The sequence below is a fragment of the Micromonospora sp. NPDC005163 genome (assembly GCF_053599835.1).
In genome coordinates this window covers 1-24,843 of record NZ_JBSFYP010000043.1, presented here as the reverse complement: position 1 = coordinate 24,843, position 24,843 = coordinate 1, and the positions used below count along the sequence as shown (strand labels likewise).

Genomic DNA, 24,843 nt, shown 5'->3' with positions numbered 1-24,843 from the left:
CCTCGTGGACACCCTAGCGGTGGCGAGGCGGCACGACCTGACCGACGCAGAGTGGGTGGCGCTGGAGCCGTTGCTGCCTGCGGGGCGTAGGCCAGGTCGGCCGCCGACATGGACGAAACGGCAGCTCATTGATGGGATTCGGTGGCGGACACGGGTCGGTGCCCCGTGGCGGGATGTCCCGCAGTGCTACGGATCCTGGGCTGCGGCGTATGGGCTGTTTCGGCGTTGGCAGCGTGATGGGACCTGGGCGAAGATCCTGACCGTGTTGCAGGCGCTGGCTGATGTGGTGGGACGCATTGTCTGGGACGTGTCGGTGGACTCGACGGTTGCCAGGGCTCATCAGCACGCCGCCGGGGCGCGTAAAAGGGGGATCTGCAGGCCGAGCCGCCGGGTGGGGTCACGGTGGAGCCGACCGATCACGCGCTCGGTCGGTCGCGGGGTGGGCTGACCACGAAGCTGCACCTGGCCTGCGAGCAGGGTCAGAAGCCGTTGTCGATCGTGTTGACCGCTGGGCAGCGCGGGGACAGCCCGCAGTTCATGGCGGTGCTCGACGGGATCCGGGTGCCCCGCCTGGGCTCGGGTCGGCCTCGGACCCGCCCGGATCGGGTCTTGGCCGACAAGGCGTACACGTCGAGGGCCAACCGCCGCTACCTGCGCCGACGCGGCATCGCCGCGACGATCCCCACAAAGACCGACCAAGACGCAAACCGGCTCAAGCTGGGGTCCAAGGGCGGCCGCCCACCGATCTTCGATCCCGAGCGGTACAAGCAACGTCATGCCGTGGAGTGCGGCATCAACCGGCTCAAGGGCAACCGAGCCGTAGCGACCCGCTTCGACAAACTCGCCGTCCGCTACGAAGCCACCGTCCACATCGCCGCCATCAACGAGTGGCTGTGACCGACTTCGACACAGGCCCTAGAACGGAAGACGTCGTGGTCGCGGCCATACAAGCACTCGCCTCTGAACGCATATGGTCACGTCGGGCGCATTCGGCGCAGACAGTTCGAGGCGGGTTGCGCCCGCACCCGGGGTGCCATCGGTCACGAGACCGTGGCCCGTTCGCGGATCTCCACCGCCGTCTCAAGCATCTGCCGAGTGCTGGTGAACCAGTCCTGCAGATTCAGATCCACGATGAGCTCGTCTGCGCCAGCCTCTGCGGCCGTTTCGACATCGTCCATGATCTGGTCGAGAGTGCCGACGAACGGGGATCGGTCAGGTCCTGCCGGACGGTCAGTGAAGGTCACGTTTCCCACCACGACCATCTCCATCCGGCTCGCGTCCCGGCCATACCCGGAAGCCATTTCCCGGATACGAGCCCAGCTTGCGCGCAGTTCCGCGGCTCCCGCTGGTCCAGGTTTGCTGAGGAACGGCAGCCAGCCGTCCGCGCGTCTGGCAATGCGTTCCACGGCCTTGGAACGGGTGCTGCGGCCTATGTTGCTGCCACCACCGCCCAGCATCACGGGGATCTTCGAAACGGGCTTGGGCAGGACCGAGGCGTTGTCGATGACCACGCGAGGACCTCGGACGGTCACCGGGTCCGGCCCCCACGCGGCATCGAAGACGTCCAGCGTCTCGTCGAGGAAGCGGCCGCGATCCGCTCCGGTGGCGCCAGTGGCCCGGAACTCGTCGGTGGACCAGCCGGCGCCGAGGCCAGCGACCATGCGGCCGCCGCTGATCTGATCGATCGTGGCCAGCGCCTTCGCCAGCTGGATGGGAGTGTGGAGTGGAGCGATCAGCACAGCGGTACCGAGGCGCACCTTTTCGGTCGCCACCGCCGCTGCCGTGAGAACTGCCAGGGGGTCGGCCGCCTGGCGTTGGGTTGACGGCCACGGCACATCAGGCAGAGCGGAGTATGGCTCGGCCGGTGTCTCGGGGAACAGCAACCGCTCATACGTCCACAAACTGGCGTATCCGCTCGCTTCGGCCGTTCTGGCTGCTTCGACCAGGTCGTGTTGTAGGTCGACTCCCAATCTCTGGGGCAGCCGAAGTCCGAGTTTCATTCTAAGCCCTCCGCTGTAGTCGTGATTGTCGTGGCCGCCGCAGAAACTGTTCTCGGTCCACCCACCCAAGGTTGAACCCTCACACTGATGTGAGTGTCAAGTGTAGGCTTGAGCACATGCAGATCGGAGAACTCGCGGAGCGTACGGGCACATCCCGTCGACTACTGCGCTACTACGAGGAGCAGCAGCTGCTCACACCCAGCCGCGCCCTCAACGGTTACCGTGAGTACCAAGAGTCACACGTGTACATCGTGCAGCAGATCAAGGGACTGCTCGATGCCGGACTGCCGACCCGAATCATTCAGCAGCTCCTGCCGTGCCTGGACAAGCCGCAGACCATCTACGTCCCCAACGTGACACCCGAAATGATCGCCACACTGGAACGCGAACAAGCTCGGCTATCCGAACGCATCGAGTGCCTGACCCGTAACAGAGACGCAATCGCCGACTACCTCGACACGGTTCTCAGCGTCAAGTCAGCGAACGCCCGAAGCACTGCCACGTAAATGATCTGACGAGCGTCTCGCCGCATCCAGTTGCTGCTCGCCGCTGTCAGCGAAGCCGCACACCCACCCGGCGCACCACGGGGCTCGGCAGCAACCGCGCCTGTCGTGACAGCGCGGATGGTGGGAGCCTCGATCGAGTGGCCCGGGGGCTGCGGCCTGGTGGGCGACGGACGAGTCGACCTGTACGCCGGATTCTGTGCGCGGCGCGTACCCCAAAGGGGTCTGCGCCGGCGGCGGCCATCCATCTCGGCCTGCCGTCGCCGGCAGGCTCCAGCGGCCTACCCGCAGACATCGGGCGGGCAGCCCTCAAGCGTCTGCGCCGGGTCGTCACCTTGCGGTGACGGCCCTTGCTTGGCCTTGCTCCGGGTGGGGTTTACCGAGCCACCCCGGTCACCCGGGGTGCTGGTGGGCTCTTACCCCACCGTTTCACCCTTACCGGCCCCGATGGGGCCGGCGGTCTGTTTTCTGTGGCACTGTCCCGCGGGTCACCCCGGGTTGCCGTTAACAACCACCCTGCCCTGTGGAGTCCGGACGTTCCTCGGCGGCGGGCCGAAGCCCGCCGACGCGGCCGCCCGGTCGACTCGTCCGTCGCGCTCTCATCCTAACGACGGGCGGCCCACCGGTATTGCCGCCCCGCCTGATCAAGATCGCGCAGCTCAGGGGCGGTGGCGGCGTTCATCGGGCGGGAGTCCGGCGTTCCCGCCCGAGCGGGCGGGGTCTAGCCTCGTGGGGCTATGGATCTCTCCCACGCCGCGCTGCTGCTCGCCGCCGGTCTCGCCGCGGGCACGGTCAACGCGGTGGCCGGTGGCGGTTCGCTGATCACCTTTCCAGCGATGATCGCGGTCGGGCTGCCCCCGGTGCCGGCGAACGTCAGCAACTCCGTCGCCGTGTTTCCCGGGTACCTGGCCAGCGTGGCGGGCAGTCGCGCGGACCTTCCGCGCGGGCGGGCGCTGGCCACGCTGGTGCCCACCACGATCGTCGGCACCATCCTCGGGGCGCTGCTGTTGCTGGCAACCCCGGCCCGCGCGTTCGAGGTGGTCGTGCCGTTCCTCGTGCTCGGCGCGACCGCCGTGCTTGCCTTCCAGGACCCGCTGCGCCGGCTGGTCGGTCACCCGCGGGACATGTCGCCGCGCCAGCGGACGATCGCGGTGCAGACGATGGTCGGGCTCGGTGCGGTGTACGGCGGGTACTTCGGTGCGGCGCTCGGCGTGATGCTGGTCGCCGGGCTGGCGCTGGTGCTGGACGCGACGCTGGCCCGGGTGAGCGCGATCAAGAATCTGCTCTCCGCGGTGGTGGGGTTCACCACGCTGGTGGTGTTCGCCCTGTTCGGGCCGGTGAACTGGGCCGCCGTCGCGGTGGTCGCGCCGGCCACGCTGATCGGCGGGTACGTCGGCGCCCGGCTGGTCCGCCGGCTGCCGCCGGTGCTGCTCAAGACGATCATCGTGGTGTTCGGCACGGTGATCGGGCTCTACCTGCTCTGGCGCGCCCTGAGCTGACACCGGCGGCGGCGGGGATGCGCGGTCAGTACGCCTCGCCGACCGGCTCCTCCGGGGCGTGCTCGGTGTCGGCTGCGGCGCGGTTCCACCGGGACCAGAGCACCCGCTCGCCGTAGCCGGCGGCCATCACGTGCGCGAAGGCCAGGTAGACCAGCACGCCGACGGTGAGCACCCCGAAGCCGACCCAGAACGGCAGCGACAGCGAGTGCTCGGCGAGCTTGCCGGAGATGATCGGCGCGGGCGCGGCGGCGCCCCAGCGGACGAGGTTGAAGGCGCCGGTGGCCACCCGGCGGTCGCTGGAGCCGAGGCCGAGCGCCAGGTCGGTGAGGTTGGCGTTGGCCAGCCCCATGCAGAGCCCGGCGAGCACCAGCACGACGAGTGCCTCGGTGGTGCTGGTGGAGGTGGCGAAGAGGACCATGCAGACCAGCAGCCCGGCGATGGCCACGCCGACGGTCTGCACCGCGCCGATCCGGTGGGCCAGGCGGTGGCCGATCAGCAGGATGCCGGTGGCCAGGCCGAGTCCCCAGCCGGTGAACGCCAGCCCCAGCGGGATGATGTCCAGGCCCAGGAAGAGCGGTGTGTAGCCGAGCACCACGAAGAACACGAAGTTGTACGTGCCGGTCACCACGCAGAGCGCGATGAACGCGGGACGGCGGTAGGTGGCGAAGATCTGACCGACGCGCACCGGGGCCTGCCGGTTGGTCGGCTCGCGCAGCTTGCGGGCGGCCACGCCGAGGGCGAGGACCATGAACACGCCGCAGACGAAGAACGGCAGTCGCCAGCTCACCTCGCCGAGGAGGCCGCCGATCAGCGGGCCGACGGCGAAGCCGAGGCCGAGGGCGGTCTCGAAGAGGCCGACCACCCATTCCCGGTCGACGGCGAGGTTGACCAGCACCACCATGGCGGTGGCGAAGAACATCGCGTTGCCCAGTCCCCAGACGCCGCGCAGCACGGACAGCTGCACGATGTTGTCGCTGAACGAGGCGAGGATCGCGGCCAGGCCGACCACGGAGACTCCGGCGATCAGCACCGGCTTGAAGCCGAACCGGCCGCTGGCCAGGGTCGCCGGGATCATGCCGAGGGCCATCACCGCGATGTACGCGGTGAACAGCAGCTCGACCTGCCAGGCGGTGACCCCGATCGCGTCGCCGATGGCCGGCAGGATCGGGTCGACGACGGCGATGCCGGCGATCGCGAGGAAGGCCACCAGTGTGGTGGCGTAGATGGCACTGCGGTTCGGTTCGGAACGCCGATCCACTCCAACTCCCCAATTAGCTGTATAGTACAGGTACTTATCCTGTATCATACAGCTATGAGCGATGACCCCTACCGGGACGCCGAGGCCGAGACCGACGAGGTCACCCTGGGCCGGATCGAGACCGAGGTGGCCCTGCTGATGCGCTTCGGCGAGGCGACCCGACGGGCCACCGGCACCGCCGAGCACCGGGTGCTCGACCGGGCGGCGTACGTGATCCTGCGTCATCTGGACACCGCCGGCCCGCAGAACGTCTCCGCGCTCGCCGCCCGACTCAACCTGGACGGCTCGACCGTGACCCGGCAGGTGTCCGCGCTACAGCGCGACGGCCTGATCACCCGTACCCCGGACCCGTCCGACGGCCGGGGCACCGTCATCTCCCCCACCGCCACCGGCCTGCAACGGATGGCCGCGGTCCGGGCCGCGCGGACCCGGCTCTACGGCGACATGCTCGGCGACTGGCCCGCCGAGGACCGGGAGACCCTCGCGGTGCTGCTGCGCCGCCTCAACGAGGCCCTGGAAGCGCGCAACCGCCCCCGCTGAGCCGCGCCGCACGCAGTGAAAGGAAGGGCCCCTTGTTAACGCCAGGCGTTAACAAGGGGCCCTTCCTTTCACGGGACGTCAGGCGACCGGCTCCCGGGCGGAGTCGACGTCGCGCTCCGTGCCGGCGGTGACCCGGGGGTCACCCTCGTCGGCGAAGTAGTCGTCCGGCGTGGTGCCGTCGACCCCCTCGGCCACCTTGGCGGCGCGCACGGCCAGCGTCACCAGCGCCGCGACCGCCAGGTTCACCAGCACCGCCACGATGCCCACGTAGATCGTCTTGGTGGTGTCGAACCCGAACTCCGAGAGCGGGAACGCCGAGCCACCGAAGTGCTTCCGGGTGGGGCTCGCCACCTGGTAGAGCATCCACATGCCCAGCCCCATGCCGGCCGCCCAGCCGACGATGAGCCCGGTGCGGTGGAACCAGCGGGTGTAGAGACCCAGCGCCACCGCCGGCAGCGTCTGGAGGATGATCACGCCGCCGATCAGCTGGAGGTCGATGGAGAACTGCGGGTCCAGGAAGACGATGCAGGCCACCGCGCCGACCTTAACCACCAGCGAGGTGATCTTCGAAACGTTCGCCTCCTGCGCCGGGCTGGCGTCCCGCTTCAGGTACTCCTTGTAGACGTTGCGGGTGAACAGGTTCGCCGCCGCGATCGACATGATCGCCGCCGGCACCAGCGCGCCGATGCCGATCGCCGCGTACGCGACACCGGCGAACCAGTCCGGGAACTGCTGGTCGAAGAGCAGCGGCACGATGGTGTTGTTGTCCACGCTGCCTTCCGACGCACCCGGCAGCGGCTTCACGCCGGCCGCGATCGCCATGTAACCGAGCAGCGCGATCAGCCCGAGCAGCAGGCTGTACGCGGGCAGCGCCGACATGTTCCGCTTGATCACGTCGCGGTTCCTGCTGGCCAGCACGCCGGTGATGCTGTGCGGGTAGAGGAAGAGCGCCAGCGCCGAGCCGAACGCCAGGGTGACGTACTGGAGCTGGTTGTTGCCGTTGAGCAGGATCCCGTCGTTCGGGTTCGGTGAGGCGTCGAACTTCGCGTCCGCGGCGGCGAAGATGTCACCCCAGCCGCCCAGCTTGTACGGCAGGTAGACGATCGCCACCAGGATCACGATGTAGATCAGCGTGTCCTTGACGAACGCGATCAGCGCCGGCGCGCGCAGCCCCGACTGGTAGGTGTAGGCCGCCAGGATGGCGAACGCGATGATGATCGGCAGGTGCCGGGCCAGCGCGTTGTCGCCGGTCACCCCCATCGTCTTGAGGACCGCCTCGATGCCGACCAACTGCAACGCGATGTACGGCATGGTGGCCACGATGCCGGTGATCGCGATCAACAGCGCCAGCACCGGCGAGTCGAACCGGTTGCGGACGAAGTCGGCCGGCGTGACGAACCCGTGCCGGTGCGACACCGACCAGAGTCGGACCAGCACCAGGAAGACCAACGGGTAGATCACGATGGTGTACGGCACCGCGAAGAACCCGGCCGCGCCGGCCCCGAACATCAGCGCCGGCACCGCCACGAAGGTGTACGCGGTGTAGAGGTCACCGCCGACCAGGAACCAGGTGATCCAGCCGCCAAAGCTGCGCCCGCCCAGCCCCCACTCGTCGAGGTGGGCCATGTCCTTCGGGGCACGCCACCGGGCGGCCACGAAGCCCATCCCGCTGACCAGTAGGAAGAGCAGGGAGAAGACGATGATCTCGGTGAGATGGTCCCGCCACATCAGTGCTCACCCCGCTTCTTCGTCATCTGGTAGACCAGCGTCGTGGTGGCCACGCCGAGCAGGATCCAGGCGAGTTGCAGCCAGTAGTAACGCGGGAACCCGAAGATTCGGGGAGAGTCGCCGTTGAAGAAAGCCGGGATCAGCGGCACCACGATGGGGATGAAAAGCAACCAGTTCCAGGGGCTGTGGTCCTTCGCCCTGGGCGGCGCCGTGGTGGGCGCCTCCGGTTCCGGTGCAGCCATGTGACACACCTCCGGGAAGAATGGCTCGCGATGTAACGGCCGGAGGCTACGACTCTGTGACCGCTGTCACGCGCGCTGCGCGAAGGGTGCTGCGCCGAGCGGCCGACGGCATGCGCCGAACGGCGCGACCGGTCGGGCCGACGGGCGAGCAGGTCCGGCCGGATCAGCCGGCGGAGAGGTGGGCGGTGTCGTTGACCGTGCGCACCGCGACGCCGCCGTCGGGCCACATGTCGAGCACCGAGATGCCGGCCGCGTCCAGGAAGAGCCGGTGCAGGAAGCCGTCGCTGGCCGCGAGCGCGTCCCGCAGCACCAGCTTGATCGGCGAGACGTGCGAGACGACCACCACGGTCTCCCCGGGGTACGCCTTGATCAGCCCGGCGACCACCCGGTGGCAGCGCTCGGCCACCTGGGTGAACGACTCACCACCTGGCGGGGCGATCCGGGGTGAGGCGAGCCAGGCGTCCATCTCCCCCGGCCATTGCGCGCGCACCTCGGTGAAGGTGCGCCCCTCCCAGTCCCCGAAGTCGCACTCGATCAGGTCGTCCTCGGTGCGTACCGGGACGTCGCCGAGCGCCCCGGCGATCGCCGCCGCGGTCTGCGTACACCGGGACAGCGGGGAGCTGAGCACGGCCGCGACGGACGGGGCCAGCGCGGCCACCCGGGTGGCGGTGGCCCGGACCTGGGCCCGGCCGCGCTCGGAGAGCGGCACGTCGCCCCGGCCGGAGTAGCGCCGCTGCTCGGTGTACGCGGTCTCGCCGTGCCGGACCAGGATCAGCCGGGTGGCGGTGAAGCTCGGTCGCGGCTCCCAGGAGGCCGGCGCGGTCGCCGGGTCGCTGCCGGTGGTCGTCGCCGCGGGTCGCCCGACGGTGGCGTCCAGCGCGGCGGTGGTCGGCGTCGCCGCGGGTCGCCCGGCGGCGGCGTCCATCGCGGCGTTTGCCAGCGCGTCGGCGTGCCGGTTCTGCTCGCGGGGGATCCAGGCGAACCGGACCGCCGCGAACCGGCCCACCAGGCTGGCCGCCTGGGCGGCGAGCGGTCGCAGGCCGGGGTGCTTGATCTGCCACCGGCCGCACATCTGCTCGACCACCAGCTTGGAGTCCATCCGGACGTCCACCTCGGCGGCGCCCAGCTCGGCGGCGGCCGTCAGCCCCGCGATCAGGCCCTGGTACTCGGCGACGTTGTTGGTCGCCGTACCGATCGACTCGGAACGCTCGGCGAGCACCTCGCCGGTCCCCGGGTCGCGCACCAGCGCGCCGTAGCCGGCCGGGCCCGGGTTGCCCCGGGACCCGCCGTCGGCCTCGACGACGACCACGCGCGGCGCCACGACCTACAGGCCCGACTCGTTGGTGCGGACCATGATCCGCCGGCAGTCCTCGCAGCGGACCACGTCGTCCGGGGCGGCCTTGCGGATCCGGGCCAGGTCGGCGCCGGAGAGCTCCAACCGGCAGCCGCCGCAGCGGCCCGCGGTGAGCAGCGCGGCGCCCAGCCCGGTGTCCTGGCGGATCTTGTCGTAGAGGGTGACCAGCTCGCTCGGGAGGTCGGCGGCCAGTGGCTGACGGGCCCCCCGCTTGAACTCCTCGTCCTTGGCGATCTCGGCCAGCGCCTCGTCCCGGCGCTGCTCGGTGGCGGCCCGCTTCTCCCGGGTCTCGGCCAGCCGCTGCTCCACGCCGTCCAGCACGCCCTGCGCGGTCTCCCGCTGCTCCATCAACTCCAGCTCGGCGTCCTCCAGGTCGCCCTGGCGCCGGTTCAGCGAGACCAGCTCGTGCTGGAGCGCCTCCAGCTCCCGGGCCGGCCCGGTGCCGGCAGCCAGCCGGTTCTGGTCCTTCTCCTTGCGGGCCCGGACCTGGTCGACGTCCTTCTCCAGCCGGGCGATGTCCCGGTCCAGGTCGTCGACCGCCACCTGGGCGCGGACCCGCTCGTCCTCCAGCGACGACAGCTCCCGGGCCAGCGCCTCCAGCTCCGCCCGCTCGGGCAGCGAACGCCGGCGGTGGGCGAGCTGGGCGAGGTTGGTGTCGATCGCCTGGAGGTCGAGCAGGCGGCGCTGCACCTGGGGGTCAGCCTTCACGGTCGGGCTCCTTGTCGTCCACAACGGGTGCGGCGGCGTGCACGGTCCACGGGTCGGTGTCCAGGTCGGACACCAGCGTCTCGACGCCCGGCGCCTCCCGCAGGAGGGCGGCCAGGTCGTCCAGCCACGGTCGTTCCGTCGCCCAGTGGGCGGCGTCGATCAGGGCGGGACCATCGGCGGCGAGGTGCTCGCCGGCCGGGTGGTGCCGCAGGTCGGCGGTGAGGTACGCGTCCACCCCGGCGGCGGTCGCGGCGCCGAGGAAGCTGTCCCCCGACCCGCCGCTGACGGCGAGGGTACGAACCATACGCCCGGGATCCCCCGCGGCGCGAACTCCCCACGACGTGACGGGGAGCACCGCGGCGGCGTGCCGGGTCAGCTCGGCGAGGGTCATCGGGCGGGGCAGCTCGCCGATCCGGCCGATACCCCGCTCGTCGCCGTACGCGGGCGACCCGGGCGCGGGCCGGTGCAGCGGGCGCAGCCCGGTCAACCCGAACCGGGCAGCGAGGGCGTCGGAGACACCCGGGGAGGCCACGTCGGCGTTGGTGTGGGCCACGTAGAGCGCCACCCCGGCCCGGATCAGCTGATGGACGATCCGCCCCTTGAACGTCGTCGGAGCGACCGAGGAGACCCCGCGCAGCAGCAGCGGGTGGTGCGCGACGATCATGTCGACGCCGGCAGCCAGCGCCTCGGCGACCGTCTCGGGCACCACGTCGACCACGCAGAGCACCCGGTGGACCGGGGCCGTCGGCTCGCCGAGCACCAGACCCACCCGGTCCCACTCCTCCGCCCAGACCGGCGGGTAGCGCCGTTCCAGCTCGGCCACCACGTCGGTCACCGTGGGGGTGGATCCGCATACGCTCACGGCGGGCCAGCTTACCGTCGCGCGGGCCGCAGGGCGGCGATGCCCGGCCCGGCCGCGCCGGCCGAGCGGCGAGCCGGACACGTCCGCCCGACGATCCGGCGGCGAGCCGGACGTGCCCGCCCGGCGGTCAGGCGGCGCGGCTGGAGCCGGCGAGCAGTGCGGCCAGCGGCATCTGCCAGGGAAACGCGTGCAGGTGCTGCTCGCCCGTTCCCGGCGGGTGCAGGGCGACCACGTGATCGCCGAAGAGCACCGTGACCCCCCATTCGGCCAGCCGGGCCAGGCCGGCCCGGAACGCCGGGTGGGCGGCCATCGCGGCGTTGGTGTACGGCACCGCCACGATGGGGACGCCCTTGCCCTGCGCCTCGACCAGCAGGCCGAGCGCGAGGGTGTCGGCGATCCCGGCGGCCCACTTGTTGACCGTGTTCACGGTGGCCGGGCAGACGATCATGGCGTCGGCTGGCGGCAGCACGTCCGGGTCGCCGGGGTTCTTGTAGTGCGTCCGCACCGGGTGACCCGTCTGCCGGATCAGGGCGGACCTGTCGACGAACTTGGCGCCGTCCGGCGTGGCGACCACGCAGACCTCCCAGCCGTCCTGCTGGGCCAGGTCGACCAGGCGGCCGACGTGCCGGGCCAGCGGCGAACCGCAGGCGATGACATAGAGCACCTCGCGGTGCCCGCTGGTGCGCTGTGAACCGGCCATCAAACCGGCTCCGCGCTCATACCCCTACTCCCATGTGCTCAGCCAACTCCGCTACCGGAGAAGGCGGCGCACCACGTGTGCGACGCAGGATGTCCGACATCACCTCGTGCGCGATCGGCCGGCAGCGGATCTCCGACGGGGCGAGCCGGTCGCCGCGCAGCAGCATCTCGCCAGCGTTCGCCACGTCGCCGACCTGGGCGAAACCGCGGGCGATGTCGAGCAGGTGGTGCGCCCGGCGCTCGGGCAGCAACGCGTTGAAGGAGGGCTCCACGATGCGCAGCTGGTGCACCTCCACCGCCCGCCCCCCGTCGCCCAGCTCCACCGCGGCCGCGGCCCGGTGCAGCTCCACGTTGGTCGGGCCGAACGAGGTCCAGTAGTGGTTGTGGTCGCCGCCGAGCAGCGTGGCCGCCTCCTCGGCGCCGTTGATGAGGTCGTCGACGGTCGCCGAGTCACCGATCCGGGAGGCGGCCATCGCGCCCTGGAGCAGCAGCATGCCGTAGACGGAGAGCCGGGCCGGGGACACCTCGTTGCCGCCACCGGGTGCGAGCCGGTTGGCGATCTGGACGTTCAGCTCCAGCGCCGGACGGGCACGCCCCATCGCGACCAGCGCGTTGCACACCCGGGTGGTGGCGATGCCGGCCAGCAGCGGGTCGTCGGCCCGCTGGGCCACCGCCATCGAGCGGTCCGCGGCCAGCCAGGCCAGCTCGCACTCGCCGAGCTTGCGCAGCACGGAGGAGGCGATCTGGTAGACCTGCCCGAGCAGGTGCGCCGCCTCCGGGGCCTGCTCGCCGCCGTAGCCGGCGTCGGCCGCCTGAGCGTCCCGCAGCAGCTTCGGCAGCGCCCGGGTGAGCATCCCGTAGCGGCCGTACTGGTAGGTGAGCCAGGCGTGGTTGACGGCCTTGCGCATGTCGTCCAGCGGGGGTGGGTACGGTGCCGCGTCGAAGTACGCGCTCATCGAGTCGTACCGCTCCAGCGCGGCCCTGATCTCCTGCACCTCGACCTGATCGATGCAGTTCAACGCGTCGGTCCGCCGCTCCGGGTCCTTGCCCATCAGCAGCTGCACGTCCGCCTGGAGGATGTCGGCGATCTCGTAGAGGACCGAGAACTTGTCCAACCGACGGACGCCGCGCTCGACCTTGTCCACCCAGCTCTTCGACTTGCCCAACCGGTCCGCGAAGACCTGCTGCGACATCTTGCGTCGCCCCCGCCAGTAGGCCACTCGCCGCCCTATGGGTAGCTCGTCCATCTGCCCATCCCTCCCCCTGACGCCCCGGCCATCGGGTCCGGGCGATGTCCGCGGGTGCGGCGAACCTCGTTCATCTTCAGGTTTTCGCTGGTCGCACAGCCAGTGCGTCAGCCGTACAGCCAATCCTCGTACTTTTCGTGCAAGTTGCACGAGCCGTTCGTCAACCTCAACGATCGTGGGTTACGGCAGTGACGGTGCTCGAACTGCGACCTGGCGTTCGCCGGGCCCGATGAGGGGAGATGGCACACATGTGGGGGAACGTCGGACCGCGCGTCGCCGAACTGTCGCCGTTGGAACGGGTCCGGCTGCGCCGGGTCGCCGTGCGGTACGCCGCGCACGGGTGGGAGGTGACCCCGGGGGCGTGTCTGGCCCGCAGCCGGTTCGTCTGCGGCCGGGCCGGCTGCCCCACCGTGGGCTGCCACCCGGCGCTGGAGAACTGGGAGCTGGCGGCCAGCGCCGACCCGGCCCGGGTGGCCACCTGGTGGCGGAGCCGCCCGCACGGCCTGCTGCTGCCCACCGGTCGGGCCTTCGACGTGTTGGAGGTGCCGGCCCACCTCGGCCGACGCGTGCTCGACGCGGTGCAGATCCACCCGGCCGGCACCGGCGTACGCGGGCCGGTGCTGGTCACCCCCACCGGCCGCTGGATGTTCCTCGTCCGCCCCGGTGATCCGCTCCGGCCGGAGCTGGAGCACTGCTTCCACGTGGTCCGGCACGGGCCGGGCTCGTGGATCCCGGCGCCACCCACCCGGCTGCCGGAGGGGACGGTCCGTTGGGCGGTCGCCCCGGAGCAGGCCCGCTGGCAGCTCCCGGACTCCTACCTGGTGCAGAACACGTTGATCGAGGCGCTGCGCGCCACCGGTGTGACACTCACCCCCGACCTGCTCCCCGGTCACCTGCCGCTGCCCCGGCGAGGCATGTGAACGCGCCCCGGCAGCCAATTCGATCCCGTCGCCGACAGCGTCGCCGGGGTGCCGGTCCTCGTTGACAGGAGGACGGCGCGAACGCGCGCCACGAGCGGGGGAATGATGTCCACGGACGACAGAGCGTCTCATCCCGGCGGCACCGAACCGCCCCGCCGCAGCCACCCGCGGCACCGCTGGGCCGGCACTCGCCCGTCCGGCTCGCGCCCCGGTCGGCCCCGCCCCACCGGCACCCGCCCCGCCGGCACCCACCGCCCGCTCCGCTAGTCCGTCAGGGGCAGGTTGGCGGAGAGGAACTGGTACGCGTCGTCGGTGATGACGGCGTGGGTGTGGTCGGCGAGGCGGTCCAGCCAGCCGATGCCGGTGACCCCCATGGCCAGGGCCGCGGTCGCGTACGCGTCGGCCACCCCCAGGTCGGTGCCGACCACCGTCACCGAGCGCAGCCCACCGGCTGGAGCGCCCCGGCGCGGGTCCAGCACGTGCCGGCCGCGCTCGTAGACACCGGAGGTGGCCACGGCCAGATCGGTCCCGGTGAGCACCAGGCAGGTCGCCATCGCGTCCCACGGGTGTCGGATGCCGATCCGCCACGGCTCCCCCGACGGGGAGTGGCCACGCACCCGCACGTCGCCGCCGGCGTTCACGCAGTGGTTCGCCGCGCCGGCTGCGAGCAGCCGGTCCGAGGCGACCTGCGCCGCCCAGCCCTTGACGAACCCGGACGGGTCGAGCCCGCCGGTGGCGTACGCGTCGAAGAACCCGTCGGTGGCGCCCCACAGGTCGGCGCAGGCCTCCAGCACGAACCGCAGGTTTTCCGACGCCTCGGAGAGCAGCACCTCACCCCGGTCGAAGCGGCACACCTCGCTGTCCGCCCGGTACGTGCTGAACCGGGCGTCCACCTCGCGCATCCAGGTGAAGACCTGATCGGCCAGCTCGTGCAGGGTCGCCGGCGGTAGGTCGTCGGCGAGATCCAGGGTGATCGCCGTACCCATGATCTGCTCGACCCGGCACAGCCCGGGTCGGGTCATCGCCGCCGGCACGTCAGAACGCCTGCTCGATCGCGCCCCGCAGCGACTGCTTGTAGGAGTTGCTGGTCTCGGTGGCGCCGGAGACGGTGTTCAGGTTGGCGCTCTGCTTCTGCACCACCTCGCCGCCGGTGCCGTTGTACCGGTCCCGGACGTCGCCGCTGTGGATGTCGGACTCACCCCCGCTGGGCAGGGACAGCGAGATGGCCTCGACGATGCGGTTGCCGGAGACCACGATCTGCACCTGCACGTACCCGTACTCGTTGTCCACGCCCGGCCCGGTGACCCGGCGGGTGGTCGGCTGCGGCGCCTTGGTGGTGGTCCGCGGCGTGGTCGGAGCCTTCGTGGTGGTGCGGGTGCCGGGCGGGCGCGCGGTGCTGCCGCTCCTGCTCGCCCTGGGTGAGGAGGGCGCGTCGGCGCTCACCGACGGCTTCAGGGCCACGCCCGCCGGGGCGACGCTCGGGTCCGCACCCTGCGGGGTGGGGTTGACCGGCTGGGCGGCCGGCAGGTCCTGGGCGACCTGGGTGGTGCCCGGCGAGCCCTTGAGGACCACCAGCGCGGTGGTGCTGGCTGCCAGACCGGTGATCGCGAGGAACGCGCGACGCATGCGATGCCTTCCTACAACTCGAAGGTGGCCAGGTGGATCTGCCGGCGGGGCACGCCGGCCCGGCGCAGCGCGCGCACCGACTGCTCGACGAGCCCGGGCGGCCCGCAGAGGTAGACGTCGCGTCGGGCCACGTCGGGCACCAGTTGGCGCAGCCCGTCGGGGCTCATCAGCTGGCGGGGGCCGGGGTCGTCGCGGGAGCCGATGACGTACCAGATCGAGGTCTCCCGGGCCTGGGCCAGCCAGTCCAGCTCCCGGCTCAGGAGCACGTTGGCCGGGGTACGGGCCCGGTAGATCAGCGCCGCGCCCGGCGGCAACTCCTCCAGCATGGCCCGGATCGGCGTGATGCCGCTGCCGCCGGCGATCAGCAGTGCTCGGTCGCGGACCCGGTGCGCGGCGGTGAAGGTGCCCGACGGACCCTCCGCCCAGACCCGGGTGCCCGGGTCCAGGTCGCGCAGGTCGGCCGTGTGCGTGCCGACCACCTTGACGGTGAGCCGCAGCCAGCGACCGTTGGCCGCGGCGGAGACGGAGAACGGGTGCGACTGCCACCAGCAGCCCCGGGTGAGGAAGCGCCAGCGGAAGTACTGTCCGCCGAGCACCGCCAGCCGGTCCAGCCGCTCACCGGTGAGGTAGATGGAGATCGTGTCGGGGCTCTCCGCGACCACGTCGGCGACCCGCAGCCGGTACCGCAGGTTGAACGCCAGCGGCGCGATCACCCGGCCCCACAGCAGGGCGGCGACCACCAGCAGGTAGAGCGCGATCCAGCCGGTCCGTACCGGCCCGGGCTTGTAGAGCTGCGCGCCGTGGGTGAACTGGTGCGCGTAGCCGAGCAGCAGCACCAGGTAGCTGGACAGGTGCAGCAGGTGCCACAGCTCGTAGGGCAGTGCCCGCCGGATCGCCCGGATGCTGCTGAACCCGACCAGCACCATGATGCCGGCGGCGACGAACGCCGAGACCATGTCCTCGTAGTCGCCGAGCAACGTGCCGACCTCGGCGAAGACCGACTGGTTCCGCAGGTCCGCGTAGCCGACCAGGGTCAGCGACACGTGCGCCAGCACGGCGACGAGCAGGGTGGCACCGATGTCACGGTGCCAGCGGGCCAGCTGCTCGCCGCCGATCCACCGCTCCAGCACCGGCAGCCGGCTCATCATCAGCACCTGCACCAGCAGCAGGTAGCCGGCGACCAAACCGGTGATCCGGCCGGCGGCCGTCAGGGTCGCCGCGGTGGTCCGCAGCGAGCCGGCGGGGGTGCCCAGCCACCACGGCAGCACGCTGGCGAGCAGGCCGACCAGGAGCAGCGCGGCCAGCAACCGCCGGCCGCCGGGGCCGCGCCGGGCCGGGGTCTGCGGGGGTACGGGCGCAGCCGACCGGCCGCCGTGCCAGGACGTGGTCCCGGTACGGCGGCCGGCGGCGTGGGTGTGCGAACGCGTCACGCGTACAGCTTCATCGGGGCGTACTTCTGGCGGGGGAAGACCTTGTCCACCTCCGCGTTGGTGAGCCCGAACCGGCCCTGCGCAACCGCGCCGTAGACGTTGAACATGTTGTTGTACTCCGGCACGTCACCGGAATCCAGCTTGTCCAGGCCGTTCCAGGTGCCGAGCAGCGAGCCGGCCAGCTTCTTGCCGGAGAGCAGGGTGACCACCCCGCCGTGCCCGTGGTCGGTGCCGCCGCTGTTGGAGCCGACCCGCCGGCCGAACTCGCTGGACACCATGATCGTCACGTCGGCTGCCTGCGGGCCGAGGTCGGTGAAGAACGCGGCCATCGCGCTGGCCAGCTCGTTCAGCCGGCGGTGCAGCTGACCGCCGTCGCGGGTGCCCTGGTTCTCGTGGGTGTCGTAGCCGCCCATCCCGACCGTGGCGACCCGGACGTTCGCGCCACCCTTGATCAGCTGGGCAAGCTGCTTGAACGCGTTGCCGATGCCCTGGTACTCGATGCCCGCGGCGGGCTGGTACGGCTTGGCGGCGAGCTTCTGCGCGGTGGCCAGCGCGCCCATGCCCTCCTGCACGGCCTCCTCGACCGGGTGGTTGATTCCGGTGAAGAGGCCCTTGATGGCCTTCTCGGTGGCGGCCCGGAACCGGTCGTCGCCGTTGAGTCGCAGCGAACCGACGTTGTTCAGCGAGAGCGCGCCGTTGTTGCCGACCAGCGAGCGGGGCAGCGTGCTGCCGACGCCGACGCTGCGGAACGCGGTGCCCTTGCCAAGGTTGTCGACCAGGCCGTCGAGCCAGCCCCGGCCACCGGTCTCGTTGGGGAGCCCGCCAAGGTTGCAGGCGTCCGCGGCCTGGAAGTGGCTGCGGGACAGCCGCTCGTCGGAGACCGCCGGGATGAAGCCCAGCTGGCCGGCCTTGAGCCACTGCTCCAGCGGCTTGAACGCGCTGGTCAGCTTGAAGCCGCGGCCCAGGGCCAGCGAATCGTTGCCGAGCAGCAGGTCGGGGCGGGCCTTGGCGAGCACCGGGTCGTTGTCCGGCGCGACCAGGCTCAGCCCGTCCAGCCCACCGTAGAGGAAGACGTGGATCAGGGTGCCGGTCTTGGTCGCCGCGAACGACGCCGAGGTGGTGACGAACTGGGCGGTGGCCAGCGCGGTGGCGGTGGCCGCGGCACCGGCGACGAAGGTCCGTCGAGTGACGCCGCGACCGTCCTGCTGGGCCTCCTCCAGGTCCTCCAGGGTGCGGTAGCGGTCGGCCTCGGCGGCGTTCTCCGCGGCGACGAGGTCGGCCTCCGCCCGCAGCAGCGCCTCGGCCGGGTTGTCGGCCAGCCGCCGCAGGTCGGGGCATTCGGGGTGCAGGGGGAAAGAGTTGTACACAGTCTTCTCCATCGGGTGCCTCACCGGAGGTGGTGCTGAGGGGACGCGAGGATCGCCCGCGCGACGGCGGTGATGGCCCCGTTGAACGTGGCATCGACCTTGGCGCTCGCCGACACGCCGGCCACGCCGAGGATCAGGTTCCTCTCCCGGGCGCTCAGCTTCTGGTTCACCAGCCGCTGGGCCAGCGCGTCCACGTACGCCCCGGCGGTGGCCGGCGGCTTGGCGACCAGCTTCTCCGGCGCCGTGTACGTGAAGGCGGTGCGGTAGCCGGCCAGGATCTCGCCGGCCTCGTTCCAGCCGTTGACCATGGTGCCGGCCGAGGTCCAGGCGATGTAGACGTCGGGGTAGCCGTCCGGGGTGGGCTGGCCCATCGGGTACTGGCCCAGCTCGCGCAGCTTGTCCTGGATCTGCCGCAGGCCGCGGGCGAACGGGGTCCGCTTGTTGTCGCCGTTGTCGTTCTTCGCCGACGGGTCCGGCGAGACGCCCAGGACGCGGTACGTGGAGACCAGGTACTCCATCGGCCGGCGTACCTTCTGGCCGACCCCCGCCCAGAACTCAGAGGAGCTGAACAGGGCCATCAACACCGGCTTGATCAGGCCGTTGTTGGTGCTGTACGTCTTGGCCAGCCGGTCCACGAGGGACTTCGGCGGGGTGTCCGAGACGAACCGGGTCGCCAGGCTCTGCGCCACGTACTTCGCGGTCGACGGGTGCAGCGCGATGTAGGTGATGTACCGGTCGATCGCCGCTTCGGCCTTCTTCGGGTCAGCCGAGTTGTTGGCGTGCGTGAAGCCGAGGATCTTCACCTTGCCGACGTAGTGCTGCTCGGGCTTGAAGGCGTACTTGCCGTCCTCGACGCCGCGGCCGGTCTGGAGCATGGCCGCCTGGCGCACGTCCGGCTCCTTGTAGCCACCGTCCACGCCGACCGAGTAGAGCTCCAGGTTCTCCCGGGCCAGGTTCTCGTTGATCGCGTCCTTGCGGGAGTCCTTCTGGTTCAGGTAGATCAGCAGCGCGGGGTGCTTGTTCGCGGCGACCAGCATCTCCGGGTAGCTGCCCAGCGCGTGCGCCCGCACCACGTCCTTGTCGAACGAGTTGCGGTACACCTCGCCGCCGTCGAATTCCGCGGCGACGTGCAGGAAGTCGTTCCAGAAGTCGACCATCACCTCGAACAGCTGGCGCTTCGACCAGATCTGCCGGGCGAGGGTGGCGTCGATCATCTCCCGCTCGGGCTGGGCGCCCTGCTCGTTGAGCTTGTCCCGCTGGTCGCGCAGCTGCTGCACCGAGAGCTTCTGCGTGGGCAGCTCGGCGAGCTTCAGCTCGGCCTTGCTCGGCTCGATCTTGTCCGGTTCGAGCTGGGCGCGGATCCAGCCGTCGATGCCCAGCCTCTTGATGTCGGCGACGACCGCGGGCGTCGCACCGAAGGTGGCCCTGCGGGCCAGGTGCAGGATCGGATCCTTGGCCAGCACGGTCTTGACGGTCACCTTGGTCGCCGCCGCGGCGGCGGCCGGGCCGGAGAACGTCCGGCCGCCGGAGGGCGCGTTCTTCTTCAGCGCCTCACCGGCGCGGGAGCCCATGTAGCTCTCGTTCTGCTCGGTGTAGGTGCGCACCGTGCTGGGCTGCTGACCGCTGGGCCGGGCCGCGGTGCCGTCGGTGACGGTGCTGCCGGTCGCGTCGGCCACCGCGTCGTCACCGAAGAGGCCGCGGAACTGCGGGATCATGGCGAGCGCCGCGCCACCGGCGACGACCGCGGCGGTGCCGCCGAGCGCGACCATGGCCCTGCGGCGACCAACCCTGGGGCCGGGCTCGTCGTCATCGTCCAAGGTGGGCAGTCCGGTTCCGGCCGGCCGAGCCAGGGCCGGGCGACCGAGACCCTCCGGGCCGACCCACTGCGGCCCGCGCGGGGCGGGGGCGGGCTGCCCGTACCCGTCGGTGTACTGCTCACGCGGGTCGGCCTGAGCCGGGTAGCCATCCTGGGGGTGGAGCGAGTCGTACCCGTCCGAGGTGTGGTGCTGGCGTCCGTCCCAGCCGCGGTCGTCCCGCGGTCGACGTGGTGGCACATTCTGGTCGGCCATGTACCAATCCCGATTTCTGAAGAGCGCCGGAAGCTGCGACCGGGCAGGTGCGACAGGTGCGGCGACTGTTGCCTGAGGGGGTTGCTACGGCAAAGTAACCAAGGCCTCAGGTGCCTTCAAGGTGGGCGGAAGACCCCCGCGAGGGCACTTAAGACACCGCTCAGCGCCGCGGTGTCGGCGTGCCGCGTACCGGGGCCGGGGCCGTACCTTCCCAGCAGGGCGGACGCACGCCAGCCGGGTACGGAACGGGCCCCGCCGCCGTACGCGGCACATTCAGCGCCGTCCACCACCACAGGCAAACTTAAGGCTCGGATAAGCCGGAGGTGAGGTGCCCTCGCGCGGAGGAAAGTAGCAGCAACGGGTGAGCGTGAGCCGCCGCCACAGCGGGTATGCCGCCGAACCGCTGAACGCGTGAGGGGAAGGCAGCGCCATGCTCAGCAAAGAGGATCAGCGCAGGTTCGACCAGATCACCCGTCAGCTCCGGGAGAGTGACCCGGCGTTCTTCAACCGACTGGATCACCGTGTTCGGGCCCGCCGAGGCCGCTACCTGATGTTGTTGACCATCCTGCTGTGGGCGTCGCTGCCAGCGATGACCGTGTTCGCCGGCCGGCTGGCCGGCGCGATCTGCGCGGTGGTGCTGGTGGCGAACGCCGCGATCATGTGGCGGTTCCGCCGCCGCTGGACGTAACCGCTCACCGGCCGGCCGGGCCGAACGCCCGGTACGCCCGGCGCAGTCGTTCCAGCAGTCCCGGCCCGCCGATGGCCGGCGCTGGCGGGCCGAGCTGGCGCAGCAACAGATCCGGTCCGGTCGCCAGCCGGGGCGGGCGGTCGGACAGCGGCACCGGTGGCAACCAGAACCGGTCCACCGCCTCGACCAACGGGGCCGCCGACATCCCGGCGAGCGCCCGCGCCGCGCCGGCCGGCGTCCCGGCATCGTCCACAACGGACAAGTCCCGGTCCGGAAGGGACCCGTCGTCCGCATCCGTGGGCGGGGTGGTGACCGGTCCGGACAGCTCCGCGCCGGTGGCCTCGGCGCGTCGGGCCCGGAGCCGCTCGAGCAGTTCCGCGCGAGCCCGGCCGCGCCAGTGCAGCAGCTCGAACGGGTCCGCGTCGAACGCCTCGGCCAGCAGGTAGAACGTGGCCGCAAGGTGCTTGCAGGGCACCGCGAAGTCGGGGCAGCTGCACCGCTGGGTCAGCTCCTTGACGCCGGTCGGGAAGAGCGGAGCGCCGGCGGCGACGAACAGCTCCTCCAGCTCGTCGGGCAGGTCCCCGGCGAGCAGCCGGGCGCTGAAGAACGCCTGCCCCGCCAGCTCCACCTCGATCCGGGACCAGAGCGCGGCCGGGAACGGCGCCAGCGCGATGGAGACCTGGTACGGCTTCGGCCGGGAGCCCTGCACCACGGCGCTGACCAGCCCGGGCGCGATGTCGAGCCGGAGCACCTGACCGGCTCGCGCGTACGACCGACCCCGGGTCAGCCGGGTGCCGAGCGCGAACGACTCCAGCACCTCCAGGAAGCGCCGGGACCACCAGGACTGGCCGATCGCTCCCCGGGCGCTGCGCGCCCGCAGGCCGCCGTCGACGCGCCGGGGACGGCCGTAGTCGGCGAACCGGTCGGTACTCACTCCACCACCGCCCCGGCCTCCAGGGCGAACAGCTCGCGCAGCTGCCCGGTGGACAGCTCGGTGATCCACTGCTCGCCGGTGCCGACCACCCGCTCGGCGAGGCTTCGCTTGTCGGCGATCAGCGCCGCCACCTTCTCCTCCACCGTGCCGGCGCAGACGAACTTGCGGACCTGCACCCGCCGCCGCTGCCCGATCCGGAACGCCCGGTCGGTCGCCTGGTCCTCCACCGCCGGGTTCCACCACCGGTCCACGTGCACGACGTGGTTCGCGGCGGTCAGGGTGAGCCCGGTGCCACCGGCCTTGAGCGAGAGTACGAACAGCGGTGGCCCGTCCGCCGACTGGAACCGCTGCACCATGGCATCCCGCTCGGCCTTGCCGAGCCCACCGTGCAGGAACAGCACCTCCCGCCCGAACCGGGCCGACAGGTGACCGCGCAGCATCGCGCCGAACTCGGCGTACTGGGTGAACAGCAGCGCCCGCTCCCCCGCCGCCAGCACCTCCTCCAGGATCTCGGTCAGCCGGGCCAGCTTGCCGGAGCGACCCTCCAGCGGCGAACCGTCCCGCAGCATCTGGGCCGGATGGTTGCAGACCTGCTTCAGGCGAGTCATGGTGGCCAGCACCAGCCCTCGCCGTTCGATGCCGTCGCTGGACTCGATCCGGGCGAGCATGTCGTCGACCACCACCCGGTACAGGGCGGCCTGCTCGGCGGTGAGGTTGCAGAGCACCTCCATCTCCAGCTTCTCGGGCAGGTCGGAGATGATCGACGAGTCGGTCTTGAGCCGGCGCAGCACGAACGGGCCGGTGATCCGGCGCAACCGCTCGGCGGCCTCGGCGTCGCCGTGCCGCTCGATCGGTTCGGCGAACCGCTTGCGGAACGTCGCGGCCGGGCCGAGCAGGCCCGGATTGGCGAACTGCATGATCGACCAGAGGTCGGCGAGCCGGTTCTCGACCGGCGTGCCGGTCACCGCCACCCGCTGCCGGGCGGGCAACGCACGGACGGCCTCGGCCTGCCGGGTCGAGGCGTTCTTGATCGCCTGCGCCTCGTCCACCACCACCCGGTGCCAGTCGATGCCGGCCAGATCGACGGCGTCGCGGGCGGCCACCGAGTAGGTGGTGAGGACCAGGTCCGCACCGTGCGCGGCCGCCGTGAACTCCGCACCCCGGGCCCGCTCCGCCCCATGGTGTACGTGCACCCGCAGCCCCGGGGTGAACCGGGCCGCCTCCCGCTGCCAGTTGCCGACCAGGGACATCGGGCAGACCAGCAGGGTCGGTCCGGCGTCCGGCGGGTCCCCGGCCAGCAGCGCTAGCAACTGCACGGTCTTGCCCAGCCCCATGTCGTCGGCCAGCACGCCGCCCAGGCCCAGCGACCGCAGGAACGCCAGCCACGCCAACCCGCGCCGCTGGTACGGCCGCAGCGTGCCCTCGAAGCCCGGTGGCGGGTCCAGCGGGGTGAGTCGTCGCTCGACCGCACCGGCGAGCAGGTCGCCCAGCGCCCCGTCGGCGGTCACCTCCAGCACCGGCAGCGCTCCGGTGTCCTCGCCGTCGGCCAGCCCGAGGCGGAGCAGGTCGGCGACGGTCAGCTCGCCGGCCGAGCGGAGCAGGCGCAGCCCGGCGGCGAGCCGCCCCGGGTCCAGCTCCACCCACCTGCCGCGCAGGCGCACCAGCGGGGTCTTCACCTCGGCCAGCGCGGCCAACTCCTCGGCGGACAACGGCTGGTCGCCGAGCGCCACCTCCCAGCGGTAGTCCACCAGGGCGTCCAGGCCGACCCCTGCTTCGGCGCCGGCCACCGTGCCGGGTGCGGTCCGGCTGCGGGCACGCAGCCGGGCGCCGAGCCGCGCTGACGGGCGCTGCCACCAGGAGGGCAGCAGCACCCCGAAGCCGGCGGCGTGCAGCACCGGGGCGCCCTCGCTGAGGAACCGGTGCGCTCCCTCGACGTCCAAGTCCATCGCCTCGGGGGCGGCGGTGCGCAGCGCGGCGTCGAGGTCCGGCCAGAGCCGGCTGGCACGGCCCAACTCGGCGAGCAGGGTCTCCTGCGGGCTGGCGGTACGACCGGCCAGGCCGCCGAGCGTCTGCGGTGCCCGCCAGACCTGCCCGGCGTCGACGTGCAGGCCCGGCTCGTCGGCCGCCTGCAACCCGAACTCCAGCCGCCACCGCCCAGCCCCGACCGGCTCAGCCTCGACCGGGCCGCCCTCGGCCAGGCCGACTCCGGCTGTCGACGGCGCGGTGCCGGCCGGCACCGGGCGGGTGGCCAGGATCGGTTCGGTGACCTCGTCGGGCGCCGGTTCCACCAGCCGGAAACTGGCCCGGACGGGACCGCCGGCGGCGTCGCGCTGCCAGGCGTCCAGTTCGACGCGGAGGGTGGCCAGCGCCGCCGGATCGACGGTGAAGTCGCGACGGGGGCCGGCGAGCGCCGCCAGCCACGCCGGCGCCGGGCCGCCCGGCCGCAGCCCCCGGGCCAGCGTGGTGGTCGCCAGGGCGGCCCGCGCGGCCGCGTCGGTCAGCGCGTCGAGCGCGTCCGCGACCAGCGCACCGGCCGTCAACTCGGTGCTGTCCGGTTCGGGAGCGGCCGGCGCGATCGCGTCCGAGGCAGCGGCCGATGCGGTGGTGGCCGGCACGGTGACGGCCCGGGCGGCTGGCGGCAGGGCCAGCGCCAGGGACCGCGCCCACGCGGCATCGGTGCCGGTCAGCAGCGGTCGCCAGATGGCCCGCGCCGGCACCTGCACGTCAGCGTCCGCCGATGACGCTCCGGCGGGCCGGTCCCCCGACTCGGCCACGCCCGCACCCGGCATCGCGCCGACGCCGGGCAGGACACGGCCCCGGGCCACCAGGTCGGCGGCGAAATCGGCCAGCTCTGCCAGGTGACGCAGGGTGGCGCCAGGCACCACCGCAAGCTCGTCCAGGGCGCGCAGCAGCGGCAGCGCGTCGTCCGGGGCGTACACCAGCACGGGGACCCGCCACCCGGCCAGGGTGAGCTTTCCCCGGGCCGTGGGCGCGACGGCGGTCCGGATCAGCTCCGGTGAGTCGGTCGGCGCGCCGCCCCGGGTGGGCAGGGTGAGCAGCGCGGTGTCCGGACGGGCCGGCTCGGCGGCGTCGGCGAGGGCGGTGACCAGGGTGGCGTGCCCGGCGGCGAAGGGGTGCGGGCGCTCGCGGGGCGCCCGGCCGGAGCGTG

The 24,843-nt window shown here is 71.9% G+C and carries 21 protein-coding genes, 1 other RNA gene and 2 pseudogenes; 6 read left to right on the top strand and 18 right to left on the bottom strand.

The window, feature by feature from the left end; all coding sequences use genetic code 11:
* Positions 1-4 precede the first annotated feature (4 nt).
* Positions 5-897 (top strand): IS5 family transposase gene (locus tag ACWD6N_RS25520; RefSeq protein ID WP_449941900.1). Its coding sequence is split into 2 segments (ribosomal slippage): positions 5-371 and positions 371-897, totalling 894 coding nucleotides; the frame shifts between segments, so codons are not numbered across the junction.
* A 143-nt stretch (positions 898-1,040) separates the two neighbouring features.
* On the opposite strand, the gene ACWD6N_RS25515 is transcribed toward ACWD6N_RS25520, so the two are convergent.
* Positions 1,041-2,000, bottom strand: coding sequence for a TIGR03619 family F420-dependent LLM class oxidoreductase (locus ACWD6N_RS25515; RefSeq protein WP_354965405.1), 960 nt, complete (start codon positions 1,998-2,000; stop codon positions 1,041-1,043).
* 116 nt (positions 2,001-2,116) lie between these two features.
* Here ACWD6N_RS25515 and ACWD6N_RS25510 point away from each other — a divergent pair, with 116 nt between their 5' ends.
* Positions 2,117-2,506, top strand: a complete 390-nt coding sequence (locus tag ACWD6N_RS25510) for a MerR family transcriptional regulator (protein WP_354965406.1) — start codon at positions 2,117-2,119, stop codon at positions 2,504-2,506.
* Positions 2,507-2,673: 167 nt separating this feature from the next.
* Here ACWD6N_RS25510 and rnpB read toward each other — a convergent pair.
* Positions 2,674-3,090, bottom strand: an RNA gene (rnpB, locus tag ACWD6N_RS25505) — RNase P RNA component class A.
* A 150-nt stretch (positions 3,091-3,240) separates the two neighbouring features.
* Here rnpB and ACWD6N_RS25500 point away from each other — a divergent pair.
* Complete coding sequence (locus ACWD6N_RS25500) at positions 3,241-4,002, top strand: sulfite exporter TauE/SafE family protein (protein WP_354965407.1); 762 nt, start codon at positions 3,241-3,243, stop codon at positions 4,000-4,002.
* A gap of 25 nt (positions 4,003-4,027) precedes the next feature.
* Here the strand turns inward: ACWD6N_RS25500 and ACWD6N_RS25495 are convergent, their stop codons facing one another.
* On the bottom strand, positions 4,028-5,260 hold the full coding sequence (locus ACWD6N_RS25495) for an MFS transporter (RefSeq protein ID WP_354965408.1): 1,233 nt from the start codon (positions 5,258-5,260) through the stop codon (positions 4,028-4,030).
* Between the two features lie 54 nt (positions 5,261-5,314).
* On the opposite strand from ACWD6N_RS25495, the gene ACWD6N_RS25490 reads away from it, so the two are divergent.
* Complete coding sequence (locus tag ACWD6N_RS25490) at positions 5,315-5,800, top strand: MarR family winged helix-turn-helix transcriptional regulator (protein WP_354965409.1); 486 nt, start codon at positions 5,315-5,317, stop codon at positions 5,798-5,800.
* Positions 5,801-5,878: 78 nt separating this feature from the next.
* On the opposite strand, the gene mctP is transcribed toward ACWD6N_RS25490, so the two are convergent.
* From mctP to ACWD6N_RS25455, 7 genes are all read right to left on the bottom strand, one after another.
* A complete protein-coding gene (mctP, locus tag ACWD6N_RS25485) occupies positions 5,879-7,528 on the bottom strand; it encodes a monocarboxylate uptake permease MctP (protein ID WP_354965410.1) in 1,650 nt (549 codons plus the stop codon).
* Positions 7,528-7,770: a DUF3311 domain-containing protein gene (locus tag ACWD6N_RS25480; protein ID WP_354965411.1), complete on the bottom strand. Its 243-nt coding sequence runs from the start codon at positions 7,768-7,770 to the stop codon at positions 7,528-7,530. Before ACWD6N_RS25480 ends, mctP begins: the two co-directional genes overlap by 1 nt.
* 163 nt (positions 7,771-7,933) lie before the next feature.
* The gene (locus ACWD6N_RS25475) at positions 7,934-9,091 is read right to left on the bottom strand and encodes a bifunctional RNase H/acid phosphatase (protein ID WP_354965412.1); all 1,158 of its coding nucleotides are present in this window, start codon (positions 9,089-9,091) and stop codon (positions 7,934-7,936) included.
* 3 nt (positions 9,092-9,094) lie between these two features.
* The gene (locus ACWD6N_RS25470; RefSeq protein WP_354965413.1) at positions 9,095-9,832 is read right to left on the bottom strand and encodes a zinc ribbon domain-containing protein; all 738 of its coding nucleotides are present in this window, start codon (positions 9,830-9,832) and stop codon (positions 9,095-9,097) included.
* Entirely contained in the window at positions 9,822-10,658 is an 837-nt protein-coding gene (locus ACWD6N_RS25465) for a Nif3-like dinuclear metal center hexameric protein (protein WP_354965646.1), read from the bottom strand. The genes ACWD6N_RS25470 and ACWD6N_RS25465 overlap by 11 nt, the downstream gene beginning before the upstream one ends.
* A 163-nt stretch (positions 10,659-10,821) precedes the next feature.
* Positions 10,822-11,394, bottom strand: coding sequence for a flavoprotein (locus ACWD6N_RS25460; RefSeq protein WP_354965414.1), 573 nt, complete (start codon positions 11,392-11,394; stop codon positions 10,822-10,824).
* Between the two features lie 16 nt (positions 11,395-11,410).
* Positions 11,411-12,640 carry a helix-turn-helix domain-containing protein gene (locus ACWD6N_RS25455; protein ID WP_354965415.1) on the bottom strand — a complete coding sequence of 410 codons (1,230 nt, stop codon included), beginning with the start codon at positions 12,638-12,640 and terminating at the stop codon, positions 11,411-11,413.
* A gap of 248 nt (positions 12,641-12,888) precedes the next feature.
* On the opposite strand from ACWD6N_RS25455, the gene ACWD6N_RS25450 reads away from it, so the two are divergent.
* Complete coding sequence (locus ACWD6N_RS25450) at positions 12,889-13,560, top strand: bifunctional DNA primase/polymerase (protein WP_354965416.1); 672 nt, start codon at positions 12,889-12,891, stop codon at positions 13,558-13,560.
* A 263-nt stretch (positions 13,561-13,823) separates the two neighbouring features.
* Here ACWD6N_RS25450 and ACWD6N_RS25445 read toward each other — a convergent pair whose 3' ends face one another.
* From ACWD6N_RS25445 to ACWD6N_RS25425, 5 genes are read right to left on the bottom strand one after another with little or no spacing between them, the layout of a single operon-like run.
* Positions 13,824-14,546: an FAD:protein FMN transferase gene (locus ACWD6N_RS25445; protein WP_354965647.1), complete on the bottom strand. Its 723-nt coding sequence runs from the start codon at positions 14,544-14,546 to the stop codon at positions 13,824-13,826.
* 49 nt (positions 14,547-14,595) lie between these two features.
* On the bottom strand, positions 14,596-15,186 hold the full coding sequence (locus tag ACWD6N_RS25440) for an FMN-binding protein (protein ID WP_354965417.1): 591 nt from the start codon (positions 15,184-15,186) through the stop codon (positions 14,596-14,598).
* Between the two features lie 11 nt (positions 15,187-15,197).
* Positions 15,198-16,616: a ferredoxin reductase family protein gene (locus ACWD6N_RS25435; protein WP_354965418.1), complete on the bottom strand. Its 1,419-nt coding sequence runs from the start codon at positions 16,614-16,616 to the stop codon at positions 15,198-15,200.
* Positions 16,613-17,995, bottom strand: a complete 1,383-nt coding sequence (locus ACWD6N_RS25430) for a DUF1501 domain-containing protein (RefSeq protein ID WP_354965419.1) — start codon at positions 17,993-17,995, stop codon at positions 16,613-16,615. Before ACWD6N_RS25430 ends, ACWD6N_RS25435 begins: the two co-directional genes overlap by 4 nt.
* An 8-nt stretch (positions 17,996-18,003) precedes the next feature.
* Positions 18,004-20,052, bottom strand: coding sequence for a DUF1800 domain-containing protein (locus tag ACWD6N_RS25425; protein ID WP_354965420.1), 2,049 nt, complete (start codon positions 20,050-20,052; stop codon positions 18,004-18,006).
* 430 nt (positions 20,053-20,482) lie between these two features.
* Here ACWD6N_RS25425 and ACWD6N_RS25420 point away from each other — a divergent pair, with 430 nt between their 5' ends.
* A complete protein-coding gene (locus ACWD6N_RS25420; protein ID WP_354965421.1) occupies positions 20,483-20,740 on the top strand; it encodes a DUF3040 domain-containing protein in 258 nt (85 codons plus the stop codon).
* Positions 20,741-20,744: 4 nt separating this feature from the next.
* Here ACWD6N_RS25420 and ACWD6N_RS25415 read toward each other — a convergent pair whose 3' ends face one another.
* The 3 genes and pseudogenes from ACWD6N_RS25415 to ACWD6N_RS25405 form a co-directional block, all read right to left on the bottom strand.
* The gene (locus ACWD6N_RS25415) at positions 20,745-21,674 is read right to left on the bottom strand and encodes an SWIM zinc finger family protein (protein ID WP_354965422.1); all 930 of its coding nucleotides are present in this window, start codon (positions 21,672-21,674) and stop codon (positions 20,745-20,747) included.
* Positions 21,671-23,836 (bottom strand): annotated as a pseudogene (locus ACWD6N_RS25410) (DEAD/DEAH box helicase); the annotation flags it as partial. The gene ACWD6N_RS25415 and the pseudogene ACWD6N_RS25410, both read right to left, overlap by 4 nt.
* Before the next feature lie 107 nt (positions 23,837-23,943).
* A pseudogene (locus tag ACWD6N_RS25405) lies at positions 23,944-24,843 on the bottom strand (ATP-dependent helicase); the annotation flags it as partial.

Bases quoted from the DNA above. Each gene is read 5' to 3' on its own strand.
- ACWD6N_RS25515 (WP_354965405.1), bottom strand. From the start codon at position 2,000: ATGAAACTCGGACTTCGGCTGCCCCAGAGATTGGGAGTCGACCTACAA.
- ACWD6N_RS25510 (WP_354965406.1), top strand. From the start codon at position 2,117: ATGCAGATCGGAGAACTCGCGGAGCGTACGGGCACATCCCGTCGACTA.
- ACWD6N_RS25500 (WP_354965407.1), top strand. From the start codon at position 3,241: ATGGATCTCTCCCACGCCGCGCTGCTGCTCGCCGCCGGTCTCGCCGCG.
- ACWD6N_RS25490 (WP_354965409.1), top strand. From the start codon at position 5,315: ATGAGCGATGACCCCTACCGGGACGCCGAGGCCGAGACCGACGAGGTC.
- mctP (WP_354965410.1), bottom strand. From the start codon at position 7,528: ATGTGGCGGGACCATCTCACCGAGATCATCGTCTTCTCCCTGCTCTTC.
- ACWD6N_RS25480 (WP_354965411.1), bottom strand. From the start codon at position 7,770: ATGGCTGCACCGGAACCGGAGGCGCCCACCACGGCGCCGCCCAGGGCG.
- ACWD6N_RS25460 (WP_354965414.1), bottom strand. From the start codon at position 11,394: ATGGCCGGTTCACAGCGCACCAGCGGGCACCGCGAGGTGCTCTATGTC.
- ACWD6N_RS25455 (WP_354965415.1), bottom strand. From the start codon at position 12,640: ATGGACGAGCTACCCATAGGGCGGCGAGTGGCCTACTGGCGGGGGCGA.
- ACWD6N_RS25450 (WP_354965416.1), top strand. From the start codon at position 12,889: ATGTGGGGGAACGTCGGACCGCGCGTCGCCGAACTGTCGCCGTTGGAA.
- ACWD6N_RS25445 (WP_354965647.1), bottom strand. From the start codon at position 14,546: ATGGGTACGGCGATCACCCTGGATCTCGCCGACGACCTACCGCCGGCG.
- ACWD6N_RS25440 (WP_354965417.1), bottom strand. From the start codon at position 15,186: ATGCGTCGCGCGTTCCTCGCGATCACCGGTCTGGCAGCCAGCACCACC.
- ACWD6N_RS25430 (WP_354965419.1), bottom strand. From the start codon at position 17,995: ATGGAGAAGACTGTGTACAACTCTTTCCCCCTGCACCCCGAATGCCCC.
- ACWD6N_RS25425 (WP_354965420.1), bottom strand. From the start codon at position 20,052: ATGGCCGACCAGAATGTGCCACCACGTCGACCGCGGGACGACCGCGGC.
- ACWD6N_RS25420 (WP_354965421.1), top strand. From the start codon at position 20,483: ATGCTCAGCAAAGAGGATCAGCGCAGGTTCGACCAGATCACCCGTCAG.